The organism is Rhodanobacter koreensis, assembly GCF_054782855.1.
Window position 1 is genome coordinate 767,909 of record NZ_BAAGRR010000012.1, and the last position, 14,707, is coordinate 782,615.

A 14,707-nucleotide genomic window follows, 5' to 3' on the forward strand; every position below is an offset into this window, starting at 1 on the left:
CAATCGGGCGATGCCGTTGCGGCCTACTTGCGGTGGGGCGGTTTGCCGCCGCCATGGCGTGGCTTGCCGTCACCAGACTTGAAACCGCCAGGCTTGGACCCGCCAGGTTTCCTGAAGCCACCCGGCTTGTGCGACGGTGCCGCGCTGCCGGCGTCGGTGTCCTTGCCGTCCCATTCGTGGATGCGCAGCTGTTGCTGCACCACCCACACTTTCTTCAGGTGCTCGAACACCTCCTTCGGCATGCCATCGGGCAGGTCGATCAGGCTGTAATGGTCGCGGATGCTGAGGCGGCCGATGAACTGGCTTTCCAGCCCTGCCTCGTTGGCGATCGCACCGACGATGTTGCCCGGCTTCACGCCGTGCTCGTGGCCGACCTCGATGCGGTAGGTGCGCTTGCCTTCCTCGGTGGCATGCGCGCGCACCGGCCGATGGCCGAATTCGCGCGATGGGACATGTTCGTGCGCGCCGTGTTCGCGCGGCTTGTGCTCACGCGGTGGACGGCTGGCGCCCGCTTCGCGCTCGAACGACGGACGGCGCTCGTTGCCGGCGCGTTCGCGTGGCGCACGGTCGGATGAGCCACGCTCACGCGAGGCAGGTTCGTATTTCTCACGCTTCGGCGGTGGCGCCAGCAGCAGCGGCTGGTCGCCTTGCGCGATGCGCGCCAGGGCAGCAGCGATTTCGATCGCCGGCACGTTGTGTTCCTGCTCGTACTGCTCGATCAGTTTCTGGAATTCGCCCAGATCGCCGACAGCCAGCATGTCGCTGATGCGTTGCTTGAACTTGCCGATGCGCACGTCGTTGACCACGTCGACCGACGGCAGCTGCATCTGCTCGATCGGCTGCCGGGTGGCACGCTCGATCGCGTTCAGCATGCCGCGCTCGCGGGGGCTGACGAACAGGATCGCCTCGCCGCTGCGGCCGGCGCGGCCGGTGCGGCCGATACGGTGCACGTAGCTCTCGGTGTCGTACGGAATGTCGTAGTTCATCACGTGGCTGATGCGTTCCACGTCGAGGCCGCGCGCGGCGACGTCGGTGGCCACCAGGATGTCGAGCTTGCCGTCCTTCAGCTGCTGGATCACCCGCTCGCGCTGTGGTTGCGCGATGTCGCCGTTGATCGCGGCGGCCGCCAGGCCGCGTGCCTGCAGCTTGCCGGCCAGCTCCTCGGTGGCCTGCTTGGTGCGCGCGAAGATGATCATCGCGTCGAACGGTTCGGCTTCGAGGATGCGCGTCATCGCATCGAGCTTGTGCATGCCGCTGACGAACCAGTAGCGCTGGCGGATGTTCGCCGCGGTGGTGGTGGATGACTTGATCGTGACTTCGACCGGGTCCTTCAGATGGCGCTGCGCGATCTTGCGGATGACGCTGGGCATGGTCGCCGAGAACAGCGCGACCTGGCGTTCCGGCGGGGTCGCCTGCAGCACCTTCTCGACGTCGTCGATGAAGCCCATGCGCAGCATCTCGTCGGCTTCGTCGAGCACCAGATACTTCAGCTCGGACAGGTCCAGCGTGCCCTTGTCCAGATGGTCGATCACGCGACCGGGTGTGCCGACCACCACGTGCACGCCACGCTTCAACGAATGCAGCTGCGGGCCGTAGCTCTGACCGCCGTAGATCGGCAACACCTGCAGGCCGGGCAGATGCGTGGCGTAACGCTGGAAGGCTTCGGCCACCTGGATGGCCAATTCGCGCGTAGGCGCCAGCACCAGCGCCTGCGGCTTGCCGGGCTTGAGGTTGATGCGCGACAGGATCGGCAGCGCGAACGCCGCGGTCTTGCCGGTGCCGGTCTGCGCCTGGCCGAGCACGTCGCGGCCTTCCAGCAGCGGCGGGATGGTGGCGGCCTGGATCGGCGAGGGGGATTCGTAGCCGACGTCGGTCAGGACACGCAGAACGTCGGGGTGCAGCGCGAGTGCGCCGAAGCCGGACGAAACCGGGGCGTTGTCGGAAGCGGGGGATGACATGGGAACCTCGAAACAGGGAGCGGCACCGGGAATGCGGCGCGCAAGTCGTGCATTCTATCAGTCTGCGGTCTTGCGCGTTGCGGTATTGGCTGAACGTGATGTGGCCGGTGCATGGTTGGAATGGGATGGTGAAGGTAGGAACGATGGACGTGCTTGAAACGATTTCCGAACAGCGGCTGCATGGCGGTGTGCAGGGCTTTTACCGGCACCATTCGGACGCCTGTGGCGGGCCGATGCGCTTTGCCGTGTACCAGCCGCCGCAGGCGACGCGACAGCCCTGTCCGGTGCTGTATTTCCTGGCCGGACTGACCTGCAGCGAGGAAACCGCCACGATCAAGGCCGGTGCGCAGCGACTGGCCGCCGAGCTGGGTTTGGTGCTGGTGATGCCCGATACCAGTCCTCGCAGCACCGGTATCGATGGTGCTACCGGCGACTGGGAGTTCGGCGAGGGCGCCGGCTTCTACGTCGACGCCACCGAGGCGCCGTGGTCGTCACGCTTTCGCATGCACAGCCATGTGGCCGAGGAGCTGCCGGCGTGGATCGCCGCCCACTTTCCGGTGGATGCCTCGCGCAGCGGCATCTGCGGCCATTCGATGGGCGGTCACGGGGCGTTGACCATCGCCCTGAAGCATCCATCGCGCTACCGCTCGGTGTCGGCGTTCGCGCCGATCGTGGCACCGAGCCAGGTGCCATGGGGACGCAAGGCGCTGCCACGTTATCTTGGTGCCGATCCGACTGCCTGGGCTGCCTACGACGCTTGCGAACTGGTACGCCAACAGGTCTTTCCCGGCACGATCCTGATCGATCAGGGCGAGGCGGACCAGTTTCTCGATGCGCAGTTGAAGCCCGAGCTGTTCGAGCAGGCCTGTGCCGAGGCAGGGCAATCGCTGCGGCTGCGCCGGCATGCCGGCTACGACCACAGCTACTGGTTCATCAGCAGCTTCATCGACGATCACCTGCGCCATCACGCCGCTGCACTGGCGTCGCGCTGAACCATGCGACATGGCGGCCTTCAGGCCGCCATGTCGTCAATCCACTCAGGCCTTGGCAGCTGGCCGATGGTTCGAGCGACGCCGCTGGTTGCCGGCGGCATGGTCGCTGCGTCCCTGCGCGGCATAGCCGTTCGGCCGTGCCGAGCTGGCGGGCTTGCCCTGTCGCGGTTGACGCTGACCCTGGCCACCCTGCTTCGGACGCGGCGCGCCGGCATCCAGCCGCAGCGGTGCCGACGGCTCGTAGCCGGTCACGTTGTTGATCGCGATGTCCTGGTTCAGCAGCTTGCGGATGTCACGCAGCAAACCGGACTCGTCGTGACTGACCAGTGACACGGCCAGGCCTTCCATGCCGGCACGACCGGTACGGCCGATGCGGTGCACGTAGTCCTCGGCGACCATCGGCAGGTCGAAGTTGATCACGATCGGCAACTGTTCGATGTCGATGCCACGCGCAGCGATGTCGGTGGCGACCAGCACGGTGACGCGACCGCTCTTGAAGTCGCTGAGCGCACGGGTGCGCGCGTTCTGGCTCTTGTTGCCGTGGATCGCGGCGGTGCGCAGGCCCGAGGCATTGAGGAAGGTCACCAGCTTGTCGGCGCCATGCTTGGTGCGGCTGAACACCAGTGACTGCCGGCGGCTGTCGGTCGACAGCAGGTGCAGCAGCAGGTCGCGCTTGCGCGATGCGTCGACCGGATGTACCTGGTGGCTGACCAGGGTGGTGACGGTGTTTGGCGCGGAGACCGAGATCTCGCGCGGATTGCGCATGAAATCCATCGCCAGCGCCTTGATCGCCGGCGCGAAGGTGGCCGAGAACAGCAGCGTCTGGCGCTTCTTCGGCAGCGCCACGAGGATCCGCTTCAACGCGGGCAGGAAGCCCATGTCGAGCATGCGGTCGGCTTCGTCCAGCACCAGCGTTTCCACCGCGGACAGGTCCAGCGTGCGCTGCTGCATGTGATCCAGCAGGCGGCCCGGGGTGGCGATGACGATGTCCACGCCGCGGCGCAGCGCGTTGATTTGCGGGCCCATGCTGACGCCGCCGAAGATGGTGGTGGCGCTGACCTGCATCTGCTTGCCGTAGTCACGCAGGTTCTCGTGCACCTGGGCAGCCAGCTCTCGGGTCGGGGTGAGCACCAGCGCGCGCGGGCGGCGTGTCATGGTCTGGCCGCTGGTTGAAAGCTTCTGCAGCAGCGGCAATGCGAATGCAGCGGTCTTGCCGGTGCCGGTCTGGGCGGCGGCGAGCAGGTCGTGACCTTCCAGCGCGGCGGGAATCGCGGCGGCCTGGATCGGGGTGGGCTGGGTGTAGCCGTAATCGGCAAGCGCACGCAGCAACGCGGGCGCTAGGCCCAGCGAATCGAAGGACATGTAACACTCCTGAGCAACCCGGAGTGTTCATACCGTGTTGCAGACTTGGGGAAGGGGCGGCAGTGTGCCGCAGCAATCAGAGCGATTGCGCCGGCAAGTATAGCGGATAAATCGAGCCGACGTATGCATGGGCAACAGCCAGCCCGTGCGCGGGGGTACTTGCTCTTGCGCTTTCTCAGTGATGCTGTCGCGCCACGACCAGGTAACTGTTGTAGGGCGTGTGGCCGTACAGGGTGGTGATGCGCACCTCGAGCCCGGCTGCTTCCAGCGGCATGCGCAGTTCGTCGATGGTCGGGTAATGTTGTGCGCCACCGGAGATCCAGCCGGACGCATACAGGAAGAATTCTTCCAGCCGGGTAGCGTGGAAGCGCCAGTTCGGTTCGCACAGGACATTGCGGATCACCAGCATGCCATGGGGTGCCAGATGTGTCGTTGCGGCCTGCAGCAGCGGGAGCTGGCGATCGGCAGGCAGGTAGTGCAGCACGTCGATGAGGGCAACGTGACCATGGATCGGCGGCAGCGTGGCGATGTCGGTGCAACTCAGTTGCATGGTTTGTTCGAAGCCGCCATGCCTTGTCGCTTCCTGCGCGGACTCGATCTTGTGGGCGTCATGATCCACGCCGACGTAGTGCGCAAGGGCGCCGACGGCATGCAGGTATTGACCGAGCAGGCCGATGCCGCAGCCGATATCCAGCAGCGGCAGGGCGCAAGGGCGCAGCAGATCCGCGGTGGCGGCATAGGCCGGATCGTTGGCCAGTTTCCAGCGCGCATGCAGGCGGTGACTGCGGTGGCTGTAATGACTGGCAATGGCGTTGCGCGTTGCGCGATCGAGCACCTGCATGCCACATCCCCGGTGCGCCGGCAGCGACGCCCTGATGCGATGGTTGCGGCAAACCCGCACTGACGCAAATGAAGCCGTGCCGATGAGCTGCCGGCTCCAGTCCAGGCGCGGTGATTGCCGTCGGCGTGCTAGTTTTCACGCCAGTTCTGCCGGAGCCTGTCGATGTCGATCCTGTCGCCGTTACGTGAACTCAATCGCGAACAACGCCACACCGTGCTTGCCAGTTTCCTCGGCTGGACGCTGGATGCGTTCGATTACTTCCTGCTGACTTTCGTGATCCTGGCGGTGGCGAAGGAGTTTGATGCCAGCAAGGCCCAGGTTACCTACGGCCTGTTTCTGACGCTCGCGGCACGGCCGATCGGCGCGCTGCTGTTCGGTCGGCTGGCCGATCGCTTCGGCCGGCGCCCGATCCTGATGCTGGACGTGATCCTGTTTTCGCTGTTCGAACTGGCCACCGCGTTCTCGACATCGCTCACCATGCTGCTGGTGCTGCGCTTCCTGTTTGGCATCGCGATGGGTGGCGAGTGGGGCATCGGTGCCTCGCTGGCAATGGAATCGATACCCACCAAGTCGCGAGGGCTGATCTCCGGTTTGCTGCAGAGCGGCTATCCGTGCGGGTTCTTTCTTGCCGCGCTGGCGAACTGGCTGCTGGTCGACCACATCGGCTGGCGTGGACTGTTCATCGTTGGTGCCGTCCCGGCGCTGCTGGTGCTGTACATCCGCCGCAGCGTGCCGGAGTCGCCGGTGTGGCAACGCGACCACGCACGGCATGCCAGGACCGGCGTGCTCGAATCCATGCGCGGCCACTGGAAGCTGGCGATCTACCTGATGCTGCTGATGGCGGCGTTCAACATGTTCAGCCACGGCTCGCAGGACATGTATCACACCTTCGAGGAGGTCAACCTGCACCTGGATACCAGCTCGGGCGCAGCCTTCCTGCTGGTGGCGCTGCTCAATCTCGGTGCGCTGGCAGGTGGACTGTTCTTCGGTTCGCTGTCGGAACGCATCGGCCGGCGCAAGGCGATGATCATCGCTGCACTGCTCGCGATCCCGGTGATCCCGTTATGGGCCTATGGCGGTTCGTTGCTGCTGCTCGGGCTCGGGGCGTTCCTGATCCAGGTGATGGTGCAGGGTGCGTGGGGCGTGGTTCCGACCCATCTCAACGAACTCTCACCCACCGCCACGCGTGCCACGCTGCCGGGCTTTGCCTACCAGATGGGCAACCTGCTGGCGGCGGGTACCGCCACGGCGCAGACCTGGATCGCCAACTGGCGCGGAGGCGACTATGCCTTCGCGATGTCGTTGTGGATCGCGGTGGTGGCACTGCTGCTGGCCCTGCTGGTCTGGCTGGGGCCGGAGGCGCGCGGACTGGATTTCGACAAGGCGCAACCGTGATTGGGACACGCCGACAGGAGCGCGCCGACAGAAGCACGCTGATAGAATTGTCCACTTTATTTCTTCGAGAGACAGGCAATGAAGGCTGGCAAGGACAAGGTCATCGCGATCCACTACACCTTGACGGTGGACGGCGAGAAGGTTGAAAGCTCGCACGATCGCGACGAACAGTTGTGGATCCTGCTTGGCCATGGCCAGCTGATTCCGGGCCTGGAAAAGGCGCTGGAAGACCGTGAGGCTGGCGAGACGCTGCAGGTCGAGGTGGCAGCTGCCGATGGTTACGGCGAGCGCCAGGAAGACCAGATCCAGCGCATGTCGAAGAAGTACTTCCCGCAGGCGAACCGTCTCAAGCCCGGCATGGTCACCGTGCTGAAGCTGAAGGATGGTGGCCAGCGAGCGGTGACGGTGCACAAGGTCGGCATGAGTGCGATCGACGTGGACCTGAACCACCCGATGGCCGGCAAGACGCTGCTTTTCGACGTGGCCATCGGCGACGTGCGTGATGCCACCGAGGAAGAGTTGCAGCACGGCCACGCCCACCCGCCGGGCGGCGCAGCACACTAAATCCCGGCTTCCATCGAGTGAAACGGCAACGGCGCCCTGGGGCGCCGTTGCTCGTTCGTCCCATCGTCCCCGGAAGGGTCTCAATCCAGCAGTCGCTTGCCGTACTCGAAATGATCCACCCAGTATGGTCCGTCGATATCGTCCAGCCGCACCGTGCCGCCGCTGTTCGGTGCATGCACGAAGCGCCCCTGGCCGACGTAGACGCCCACATGGTCGATGCCGCTGTGGTTGCCGAAGAACACCAGATCGCCGCTGGCCAGTTCGGTCATGCGGCGGATCTTGCGGCCCTGCATGTCGGCCATCGCGCGTGAGCTGTGCGGCAGCAGGATGTCGGCCGCATGCTGGTAGATGTAGTCGACCAACCCGCTGCAGTCGAAGCCGCTTTCCGGCGTGTTGCCACCCCACTTGTAGGGCGTACCGACCAAGGCCATCGCACGGAACAGCACGTCGTTGGCCACCTGCGCACTTGCCGCCGAGGGTGCCTGCGGCGGCAGATCGGCAAGTGCGGAATGCGACGACTTGAAGGTGGCTTCGTGCCGGTGCGGTGTACTGGCGCAGGCGGCGAGCAGTGCGATGCCTGCACCAAGCATCGTCAGACGCAGCAGTTGCCGCAGCGGTCGCGTATCCGCAGGTAGCTCGGCTTGATCTCGATGCATATGGCTAACCTCGGCGTGTGGCGTGCCGAGGTTATCAATTCAATAATTCATATGCAATTCAATGAATTTCAGTCTTATTTGAAGTAAGTTTCTTAACTTGCTTTCCGATGACCGTGCCGATGGACTCATGCTGGCTGAAATCCATCGATAACCGCTGCGCCGGGATTCCGATTGGCCTACCGTTCGCCAAGGGGGAATGAACTGCCAGTTCATGGCAGCATCACCGGCGGCGCCGCTGACCCGGACCGCTACAATCGGCAGATGAATGATTCGCGCAGTGACGTGTTGATTCTTGGCGGCGGTGTCATCGGGCTGGCGTGTGCGCTGTACCTGCTCAAGGCGGGCGCCAGCGTGCGGGTGCTTGAACAGGGCACACCCGGCTGCGGCAGCTCGCATGGCAACTGCGGCACGATCACGCCGAGCCATGCAGCGCCGCTGGCGATGCCTGGCATGATCGGCGTCGCGCTGCGTTCGATGCTGAATGCGGATGCACCGCTGTACCTCAATCCGCGTTTCGACGGGCCGCGCCTGCGCTGGCTGCTGGGCTTCGCGCGGCACTGCAACTGGCGTGACTTTGCCCGCGCCACTACCGCGCGAGCGGCGATCCTGCAGCGCTCGCGCCGGTTACTGGCGGAGCTCGTGCGCGATGAATCGCTGGACTGCGAATTTGTCGAGGAGGGCGATCTGTACATCTATCGCACGGCACAGAAGCAGGCAGCGGACGCGCGCGACCACGTCGCCGTGCTGGAAGGTCTCGGCATCGAGGTGCAGCGTCTGCGTGGAGAGCAGGTCGAAGCGATGGAACCTGCGTTGAAGCCTGGCGTGGTCGGTGGCCTGCTGCATCCCGGCGATGCGCGGCTGCGGCCGGACCGCTATGCGGCCGAACTGGCGCGGCGGGTGGTCGAGCTGGGTGGAGTGATCGAGACCGGCGCACGGATCGAACGCTTCGGCACGGACAGTAACCGTATCAGCGATGTGCAGAGCAGTCGTGGCGCCTTCCAGGGCGACCGGGTGGTCATGGCGCTCGGCGCGTGGTCGCCGCTGCTGGCCAAGACGCTGGATCTGCGCCTGCCGATGCAGCCGGGCAAGGGTTATTCGCTGACCTATTCGCGTCCTGAGCGCGCGCCGCGCCGCGCACTGGTGCTGCGTGAACCGTCGATTTGCGTCACCACCTGGAGCAGCGGTTACCGATTGGGTAGCACGATGGAGTTTTCCGGCTATGCCGAGGGGCTCAATCGCACCCGGCTCGACGCGCTGCGGCGCGGCGCTGCCAGCGGCCTGCGCGAACCGGAAGGTCCGGAGTTGCTGGAGGAGTGGTGGGGTTGGCGGCCGATGAGCGTCGACGAGGTGCCGATCATCGGCCCCAGCACGCGCTGGTCGAACCTGCTGCTGGCGACCGCCCACGGCATGCTCGGTGTCAGCATGTCGGCAGCCACCGGCGAACTGGTCGCCGCGATGCTGGCCGGCTCGGCCTCACCCATCGACGCGACACCTTATGCACCGGCACGCTTTGGCTTGTAGACCTATCTTGCAGGCGATGGCGCATACCCGGGTGATCGTTTGACGACGACTTCAGCGGTTAGCTGCTAGCTTCGCCCGAATCACCGAGGGCACAGCGATGACCGCAAGCCATGACCTGATCGTGCTGGGTGCCGGCTCCGCTGGCCTGGCTACCGCTTTTCGCGCCGCACAGCATGGTGCCCGCGTGACGCTGCTCGACCCTGGCGCCCTGGGCGGAACCTGCGTGCACCGCGGTTGCGTGCCCAAGAAGGCGTTGTGGTTTGCTGCGCAGCTGGCGCAGGCACAACAGCTCGCGCTCGAGTTCGGTTTTGCCTTGCAACCGGGGCCGCTTGACTGGGAGCGCTTTCGTGGACTGCGACAGCGTTATATCGATGCGATCGATCAACGCTACGCACAGCGCTTGCAGGAAGCTGGCGTGGAGTTGCTGCGTCAGGCCGGGCGCTTTGTCGCCACCGATACTATCGAGCTGTCGGATGGTCATCGGTTGCAGGCGTCGCAGATCGTGATCGCCACGGGAGCACGGCCACGTCAGCTTGCGCTGCCGGGTTTCGAGCAGGGTATGGTCTCCGACGACATGTTTGCACTGCATGCGTTGCCGCGGCGCATCGCCATCGTGGGCGGTGGCTACGTGGCGGTGGAATTTGCCGGTTTGTTGCGGGCGTTGGGCAGCGAGATAGACGTGCTGGCGCACGGCCGGCTGCTGCAAGGTTTCGATGAGGAACTGGTCCGGGCCTTGGTGCAGCAGATGGGAGCGCAGGGCATTCGCGTCGACCACCACAGTGCGATCCGGGCTGCGCGCCGTACACCTGACGGCATCGTGCTGGAGGATGTATCGGCTGGTACACGCGGCCCCTACGACGCCTTGCTGTGGGCGGTGGGGCGTGTGCCCAATACCGAGGCCCTGGGGCTCGATGCCGTGGATGTGCGTATCGACGAGAACGGTCACGTGCTGGTCGATGGGTGGCAGAACACCAATGTGGCGGGAATCCATGCAGTCGGGGATGTGACTGCACGCAAGGCGTTGACGCCGGTAGCAGTTGCCTCCGGTCGACGGCTGGCGGACCGGTTGTTCGGCGGTCAGCCGGATGCGCGACTGGACTACGAACATATTCCCAGTGTGGTGTTTGCCGAACCGCCACTCGGCATGGTCGGGTTGACCGAAGAGCAGGCCCGCAACCGGTACGGCGATGCGGTGAGGATTCATGGCAGCCGGTTCACGCCGATGCAGTGGGCTCTCGCCGGCAGGCAGGAACAAAGCGTGATGAAGCTGGTCTGCGTGGGCGCCGAGGAGCAGGTGGTCGGCATCCATGCGCTGGGCCCTGGCGTCGATGAAATGCTGCAGGGTTTTGCGGTGGCGCTGAAGCTCGGCCTGTGCAGGCGCGACCTGGAGGCCACCGTGGCGATTCATCCGACGTCGGCGGAAGAGCTGGTGTTGCTGGATTGAACGCAGGCCATCGCCGGTAGAATGGCGAGCATGGCCAATTTCACCCTGCAGCGCGGCCGCGTGCCGCTGTTGATCAGCCTGCCGCACGACGGCAGCTTCATTCCCGATGACATTGCCGCACGCATGCGCCCGGCGGCGCGGCGTTCGCCGGACACCGACTGGCATGTCGGTCGGTTGTACGAACCGCTGGCCAAGGCACTGGGCGCCAGCGTGCTGCGGCCGTTGGCCTCGCGTTATGTGATCGATCTGAACCGGCCTGCCGATGGTCATGCGCTGTACCCGGGGCAGCGCGAGACCGGCCTGGTATCGACCATCGGCTTCGATGGCGAGCCTTTGTACCGGGACGATGGTTTGCCCGATGCCGCTGAAGTTCAACAGCGGGTGAATGACTATTGGGTGCCTTACCACCAGGCCATAACGCATGAACTTGCGAGATTGCGTGCCGAGCACGGCCGGGCCGTGCTGTGGGAAGGCCACTCCATCCGCAGTCGGGTGCCGATGCTGTTCGACGGGCAGTTGCCGGATTTCAACCTCGGCACGGCATCGGGGGCGAGTTGCAGTGCGCCATTGCAGGCGCGCTTGCAGGACTGCCTGGAGTCCCAGTCACGCTACAGTTTTGCCGTGAACAGGCGTTTCAAGGGGGGCTACATCACCCGTCATTACGGCAACCCCGCGGCGGGCGTTCAGGCGGTGCAACTGGAACTTGCGCAGCTCAATTACATGAATGAAGAGAGCTTCGACTACGACGAGGGTCGGGCGGTCGGCGTACAGGAATTGATAAGCCGGTTGCTGCAGATCAGCCTGGCATGAGCGCAAATTGTTGCGTGTGAAATCGGTGCGAATGAATGTCAAGGACCCGCATCCCGGCCAATGTGAATATCCCGTGTCCTGTTCATGCCTCGTACGCTCTTCCTGCTGTTATTGTGGATTTGTCGCGCCACCCGAGTTGCCGGGGTCCGGCCGGGTTCGCGATACCTAAATTCTCCGAGGCTGAACATATGATGCGTAAACTTGCGATCGCTTCCCTGCTCGTGGCTGGCGTGGCTCTTTCCGGTTCTGTGCTGGCCCAGACTGCTGCGCCGAAGGCCGCCGCGACAGCCGAGCAGGCTGCTCCTGCCGCCGCCCCGGCCGCCGCCCCGGCTGCAGATGCGCCGAAGGCCGCCACGACCACGACTCACCACAAGAAGCACAAGAGCCACAAGAAGGCTGCCGCTCCGGCTGCCGCCAGCACGGCGGGCTGATAGCTCGATCCGGCTGTTATGAATCAAGGCCCCGCCGATGCAAACGGCGGGGCTTTTTTCATGGTCGCTGCAGTGGACGTCCGTGCTGATTCAGCGCGCCGATGGCGGCAGCGCCGCAATGCATTTCAGCTCGATCGCGATGGGGGTCGGCAATGCGCTTATACCCAGGGTGGTGCGGCAGGCGTCGACACCTGCGAAATATTCCGCATACAGCCGGTTGTAGGTCGCGAAATCCCGTGACATGTCAGTCAGGAACACGGTGATGTCGACCAGGTCGTCCCACGCGGCTCCGCTGGCTTCCAGCACCGCGCGCACATTGGCAAATACCTGGCGGCATTGCGCTTCGAAGTCATAGGCGATCAACTGGCCGTGGTCGTCGCAGACATTCCCGGGAATCGCGTTGCTGCCGGGCTGGCGTGGGCCGACACCGGACAGGAACAGCAGATCGCCGACACGGCGTGCGTGCGGGTAGGCACCGACCGGCGCAGGTGCCGTGTCGGTGCGGATGATTCCGCTCATGGTTGCACGGCCGGAGCCCGGGTCAGCCGCTGTATCGCCATGTCGTAGGCTGGTCGCAGCGCGGTGCGCGAGTCCACATGCATGTTCAGGTCGTGCATATGACCGTTGTCGAGGCTGTAGCACCACGCATGTACCGACAATTTCTGGCCGCGTTCCCAGGCGTCCATCACCATCGTGGTATGGCAGGTATTGACGACCTGCTCGATCGCGTTGAGCTCGCACAGCCGGGTATTGCGCAGCGACATCAGATCGAGTGTGGTGAGCATCCGCGAATGCTTCTGCGCCACGTCGCCGACATGGCGCAGCCAGTTGTCGACCAGGCCGAGCCGGCGCTCGTCCAGCACCGCCTGGATGCCGCCGCAGCCGTAGTGGCCGACGACGATGATGTGTTCAACCTTGAGGATGTCCACCGCGAACTGGATCGCGCTGAGGCAGTTGAGATCGCTGTGCGAGACCACGTTCGCCACGTTGCGTTGCACGAAGATCTCGCCCGGCGGCAGGTCGACGATCTGGGTGGCCGGCACGCGCGAATCGGAGCAGCCGATCCACAGGTATTTCGGCGACTGCTGCTTCGCCAGGTGTTCGAAGAAATGCGGATCTTCCGCATGCCTGGCAGCGGACCAGCGGCGGTTGCCGTCGAGCAGGACTTGCAGGGGACTGGTCAAGGTAGGGTACTCACATCGATGCGGCTTGCGTCGCGGGGTTGATCAATGGCGTCTGGTCAAAAGCGGATGCAGATGTTCTTGGGTTCCGTGAAGAAATGCAGCGCATCACTGCCGCCCTCGCGGCCGAGCCCGGACTGCTTGGCACCGCCGAATGGCGTGCGCAGATCGCGCAGCAGCCAGCAGTTGATCCAGACGATGCCGAACTCGAGCTGGCCGGCGAGCCGGTGGGCGCGGGAGAGATCCTGTGTCCATAGCGAAGCGGCCAGTCCGTAACGGCTGTCGTTGGCGACCGCCAGTGCCTCGGCTTCGTCCTCGAACGGAATCAGGCTGACCACCGGGCCGAAGATTTCCTGCTGGTTGGTCTGCGCCGTCGAGGGCAGACCCTCGATCACCGTGGGCGCGATGAACCAGCCGTCGGCGCAGCGACCGGGCACGCTGATCGCGTGGCCACCGCACAGCACGCGCCCGCCATCGACGCGTGCCTGCTCGATGCAGCCGATCACCTTGTCGAAATGCGCCCTCGAAACCATGGCGCCGAGGTCGCTGGCCGCATCATCCGGATCGCCGACTTGCAGCGCACGTACCTTGGCGAGGTAGCGTTCGCGGAAAGCTTCGTAGATCGATCGCTGCACCAGCAGGCGCGAACCGCACAGGCAGATCTCGCCCTGATTGGCGAAACCCGAACGCACGATGCTGTCCAGGTTCGCATCCGAAAGGTCGGCATCGGCGAACACGATCGCCGGATTCTTGCCGCCCATCTCCAGCGATACTTTCTTGAATTGCGCGGCGCCGGCGCCGGCGATCTGCGCACCGGTGGCGGTGCTGCCGGTGAAGGAAATCGCCTTTACCCGTGGATGCTCCACGATTGCCTGGCCAACCGCCGGGCCGCGACCGTGCACGATGTTCAGCACGCCGGGCGGAAAGCCGGCGGTAATGCTCAAGTCGCCAAGCAGCGCTGCCGTGCACGGCGTCACCTCCGACGGCTTGGCCACTACCGTGTTGCCGGAGGCCAGCGCCGGCGCGATCTTCCATGTGAACAGGTATAGCGGCAGGTTCCACGGACTGATGCAGCCGACCACGCCGAGCGGCTGCCGCAGCGTGTAGTTGATCGCGCCGGTCTCCGGTGTGCCGGTGGCCATTGCGTGCGACTCGCTGCCCCAGGTCATGATTGCGGCCGCGAAATGACGCAGGTTGCTGATGGCGCGCGGGATGTCGAGCCGACGCGCAAGGGCCAGCGGCTTGCCGCTGTCGCGCGATTCCAGTGTGGCGAATTCTTCCAGCCGCGCCTCGATCAGATCGGCCAGCCGCTGCAGCAGTTGTGCACGCTGCTCGATCGGTGTGTTCGCCCAGCCTGCGGCGGCACGGCTCGCCGCAGCGACGGCGCGCTCGACATCGATCGCGGCGGAATCGGGGCAATGCGCAAACACCGTGCCGGTGGCCGGCTCATGCACGTCGAGCCACGCGTCGTGCTGCGGGGCCTGCAGACCGCCGTCGATCAGATTGGCTAGACGCTGAATGGACATCTGCACAAGCTTAAAACCAGCGTGCC

General features: G+C 64.9%; 14 protein-coding genes. 7 read left to right on the plus strand and 7 right to left on the minus strand.

Annotated features, from left to right (window positions below; all coding sequences use genetic code 11):
• Window positions 1-23: 23 nt before the first annotated feature.
• Window positions 24-1,958, minus strand: coding sequence for a DEAD/DEAH box helicase (locus tag ACYVKM_RS17140; protein ID WP_460878822.1), 1,935 nt, complete (start codon window positions 1,956-1,958; stop codon window positions 24-26).
• Between the two features lie 143 nt (window positions 1,959-2,101).
• On the opposite strand from ACYVKM_RS17140, the gene fghA reads away from it, so the two are divergent.
• Window positions 2,102-2,950 carry an S-formylglutathione hydrolase gene (gene fghA, locus ACYVKM_RS17145; protein ID WP_460878823.1) on the plus strand — a complete coding sequence of 283 codons (849 nt, stop codon included), beginning with the start codon at window positions 2,102-2,104 and terminating at the stop codon, window positions 2,948-2,950.
• A gap of 45 nt (window positions 2,951-2,995) precedes the next feature.
• Here the strand turns inward: fghA and ACYVKM_RS17150 are convergent, their stop codons facing one another.
• Complete coding sequence (locus tag ACYVKM_RS17150; protein ID WP_460878824.1) at window positions 2,996-4,312, minus strand: DEAD/DEAH box helicase; 1,317 nt, start codon at window positions 4,310-4,312, stop codon at window positions 2,996-2,998.
• 175 nt (window positions 4,313-4,487) lie between these two features.
• Window positions 4,488-5,153: a class I SAM-dependent methyltransferase gene (locus tag ACYVKM_RS17155; RefSeq protein ID WP_460878825.1), complete on the minus strand. Its 666-nt coding sequence runs from the start codon at window positions 5,151-5,153 to the stop codon at window positions 4,488-4,490.
• Window positions 5,154-5,315: 162 nt separating this feature from the next.
• Here ACYVKM_RS17155 and ACYVKM_RS17160 point away from each other — a divergent pair, with 162 nt between their 5' ends.
• Both ACYVKM_RS17160 and ACYVKM_RS17165 read left to right on the plus strand, forming a co-directional pair.
• A complete protein-coding gene (locus tag ACYVKM_RS17160; RefSeq protein WP_460878826.1) occupies window positions 5,316-6,548 on the plus strand; it encodes an MFS transporter in 1,233 nt (410 codons plus the stop codon).
• A gap of 78 nt (window positions 6,549-6,626) precedes the next feature.
• The gene (locus tag ACYVKM_RS17165; RefSeq protein ID WP_460878827.1) at window positions 6,627-7,112 is read left to right on the plus strand and encodes an FKBP-type peptidyl-prolyl cis-trans isomerase; all 486 of its coding nucleotides are present in this window, start codon (window positions 6,627-6,629) and stop codon (window positions 7,110-7,112) included.
• 80 nt (window positions 7,113-7,192) lie between these two features.
• Here the strand turns inward: ACYVKM_RS17165 and ACYVKM_RS17170 are convergent, their stop codons facing one another.
• The gene (locus ACYVKM_RS17170) at window positions 7,193-7,702 is read right to left on the minus strand and encodes a C40 family peptidase (RefSeq protein ID WP_460878933.1); all 510 of its coding nucleotides are present in this window, start codon (window positions 7,700-7,702) and stop codon (window positions 7,193-7,195) included.
• A 327-nt stretch (window positions 7,703-8,029) separates the two neighbouring features.
• Here ACYVKM_RS17170 and ACYVKM_RS17175 point away from each other — a divergent pair, with 327 nt between their 5' ends.
• The 4 genes from ACYVKM_RS17175 to ACYVKM_RS17190 all read left to right on the plus strand — a co-directional run bounded on the left by ACYVKM_RS17175 (window position 8,030) and on the right by ACYVKM_RS17190 (window position 11,974).
• A complete protein-coding gene (locus ACYVKM_RS17175; protein ID WP_460878828.1) occupies window positions 8,030-9,289 on the plus strand; it encodes an NAD(P)/FAD-dependent oxidoreductase in 1,260 nt (419 codons plus the stop codon).
• A gap of 97 nt (window positions 9,290-9,386) precedes the next feature.
• A complete protein-coding gene (gorA, locus tag ACYVKM_RS17180) occupies window positions 9,387-10,733 on the plus strand; it encodes a glutathione-disulfide reductase (protein ID WP_460878829.1) in 1,347 nt (448 codons plus the stop codon).
• A gap of 30 nt (window positions 10,734-10,763) precedes the next feature.
• Window positions 10,764-11,543 carry an N-formylglutamate deformylase gene (hutG, locus tag ACYVKM_RS17185; protein WP_460878830.1) on the plus strand — a complete coding sequence of 260 codons (780 nt, stop codon included), beginning with the start codon at window positions 10,764-10,766 and terminating at the stop codon, window positions 11,541-11,543.
• A 191-nt stretch (window positions 11,544-11,734) separates the two neighbouring features.
• Entirely contained in the window at window positions 11,735-11,974 is a 240-nt protein-coding gene (locus tag ACYVKM_RS17190) for a hypothetical protein (protein WP_460878831.1), read from the plus strand.
• A 90-nt stretch (window positions 11,975-12,064) separates the two neighbouring features.
• On the opposite strand, the gene ACYVKM_RS17195 is transcribed toward ACYVKM_RS17190, so the two are convergent.
• Genes ACYVKM_RS17195 through ACYVKM_RS17205 form a run of 3 tightly spaced genes read right to left on the minus strand, consistent with a single transcriptional unit; the run spans window position 12,065 to window position 14,681 of the window.
• Window positions 12,065-12,493, minus strand: a complete 429-nt coding sequence (locus ACYVKM_RS17195; RefSeq protein ID WP_460878832.1) for a RidA family protein — start codon at window positions 12,491-12,493, stop codon at window positions 12,065-12,067.
• Window positions 12,490-13,158 (minus strand): carbonate dehydratase, encoded by a 669-nt coding sequence (gene can / locus ACYVKM_RS17200; RefSeq protein ID WP_460878833.1) that lies wholly within the window; start codon window positions 13,156-13,158, stop codon window positions 12,490-12,492. Before can ends, ACYVKM_RS17195 begins: the two co-directional genes overlap by 4 nt.
• A gap of 56 nt (window positions 13,159-13,214) precedes the next feature.
• A complete protein-coding gene (locus ACYVKM_RS17205) occupies window positions 13,215-14,681 on the minus strand; it encodes an aldehyde dehydrogenase (RefSeq protein WP_460878834.1) in 1,467 nt (488 codons plus the stop codon).
• Window positions 14,682-14,707 lie beyond the last annotated feature (26 nt).

What these genes read in the sequence shown, in the direction of transcription:
- ACYVKM_RS17175 (WP_460878828.1), top strand. Translation starts at nt 8,030, where the DNA reads ATGAATGATTCGCGCAGTGACGTGTTGATTCTTGGCGGCGGTGTCATC.
- fghA (WP_460878823.1), top strand. Translation starts at nt 2,102, where the DNA reads ATGGACGTGCTTGAAACGATTTCCGAACAGCGGCTGCATGGCGGTGTG.
- ACYVKM_RS17165 (WP_460878827.1), top strand. Translation starts at nt 6,627, where the DNA reads ATGAAGGCTGGCAAGGACAAGGTCATCGCGATCCACTACACCTTGACG.
- hutG (WP_460878830.1), top strand. Translation starts at nt 10,764, where the DNA reads ATGGCCAATTTCACCCTGCAGCGCGGCCGCGTGCCGCTGTTGATCAGC.
- ACYVKM_RS17160 (WP_460878826.1), top strand. Translation starts at nt 5,316, where the DNA reads ATGTCGATCCTGTCGCCGTTACGTGAACTCAATCGCGAACAACGCCAC.
- ACYVKM_RS17195 (WP_460878832.1), bottom strand. Translation starts at nt 12,493, where the DNA reads ATGAGCGGAATCATCCGCACCGACACGGCACCTGCGCCGGTCGGTGCC.
- ACYVKM_RS17190 (WP_460878831.1), top strand. Translation starts at nt 11,735, where the DNA reads ATGCGTAAACTTGCGATCGCTTCCCTGCTCGTGGCTGGCGTGGCTCTT.
- ACYVKM_RS17170 (WP_460878933.1), bottom strand. Translation starts at nt 7,702, where the DNA reads ATGCTTGGTGCAGGCATCGCACTGCTCGCCGCCTGCGCCAGTACACCG.
- ACYVKM_RS17155 (WP_460878825.1), bottom strand. Translation starts at nt 5,153, where the DNA reads ATGCAGGTGCTCGATCGCGCAACGCGCAACGCCATTGCCAGTCATTAC.
- ACYVKM_RS17140 (WP_460878822.1), bottom strand. Translation starts at nt 1,958, where the DNA reads ATGTCATCCCCCGCTTCCGACAACGCCCCGGTTTCGTCCGGCTTCGGC.
- gorA (WP_460878829.1), top strand. Translation starts at nt 9,387, where the DNA reads ATGACCGCAAGCCATGACCTGATCGTGCTGGGTGCCGGCTCCGCTGGC.
- ACYVKM_RS17205 (WP_460878834.1), bottom strand. Translation starts at nt 14,681, where the DNA reads ATGTCCATTCAGCGTCTAGCCAATCTGATCGACGGCGGTCTGCAGGCC.
- ACYVKM_RS17150 (WP_460878824.1), bottom strand. Translation starts at nt 4,312, where the DNA reads ATGTCCTTCGATTCGCTGGGCCTAGCGCCCGCGTTGCTGCGTGCGCTT.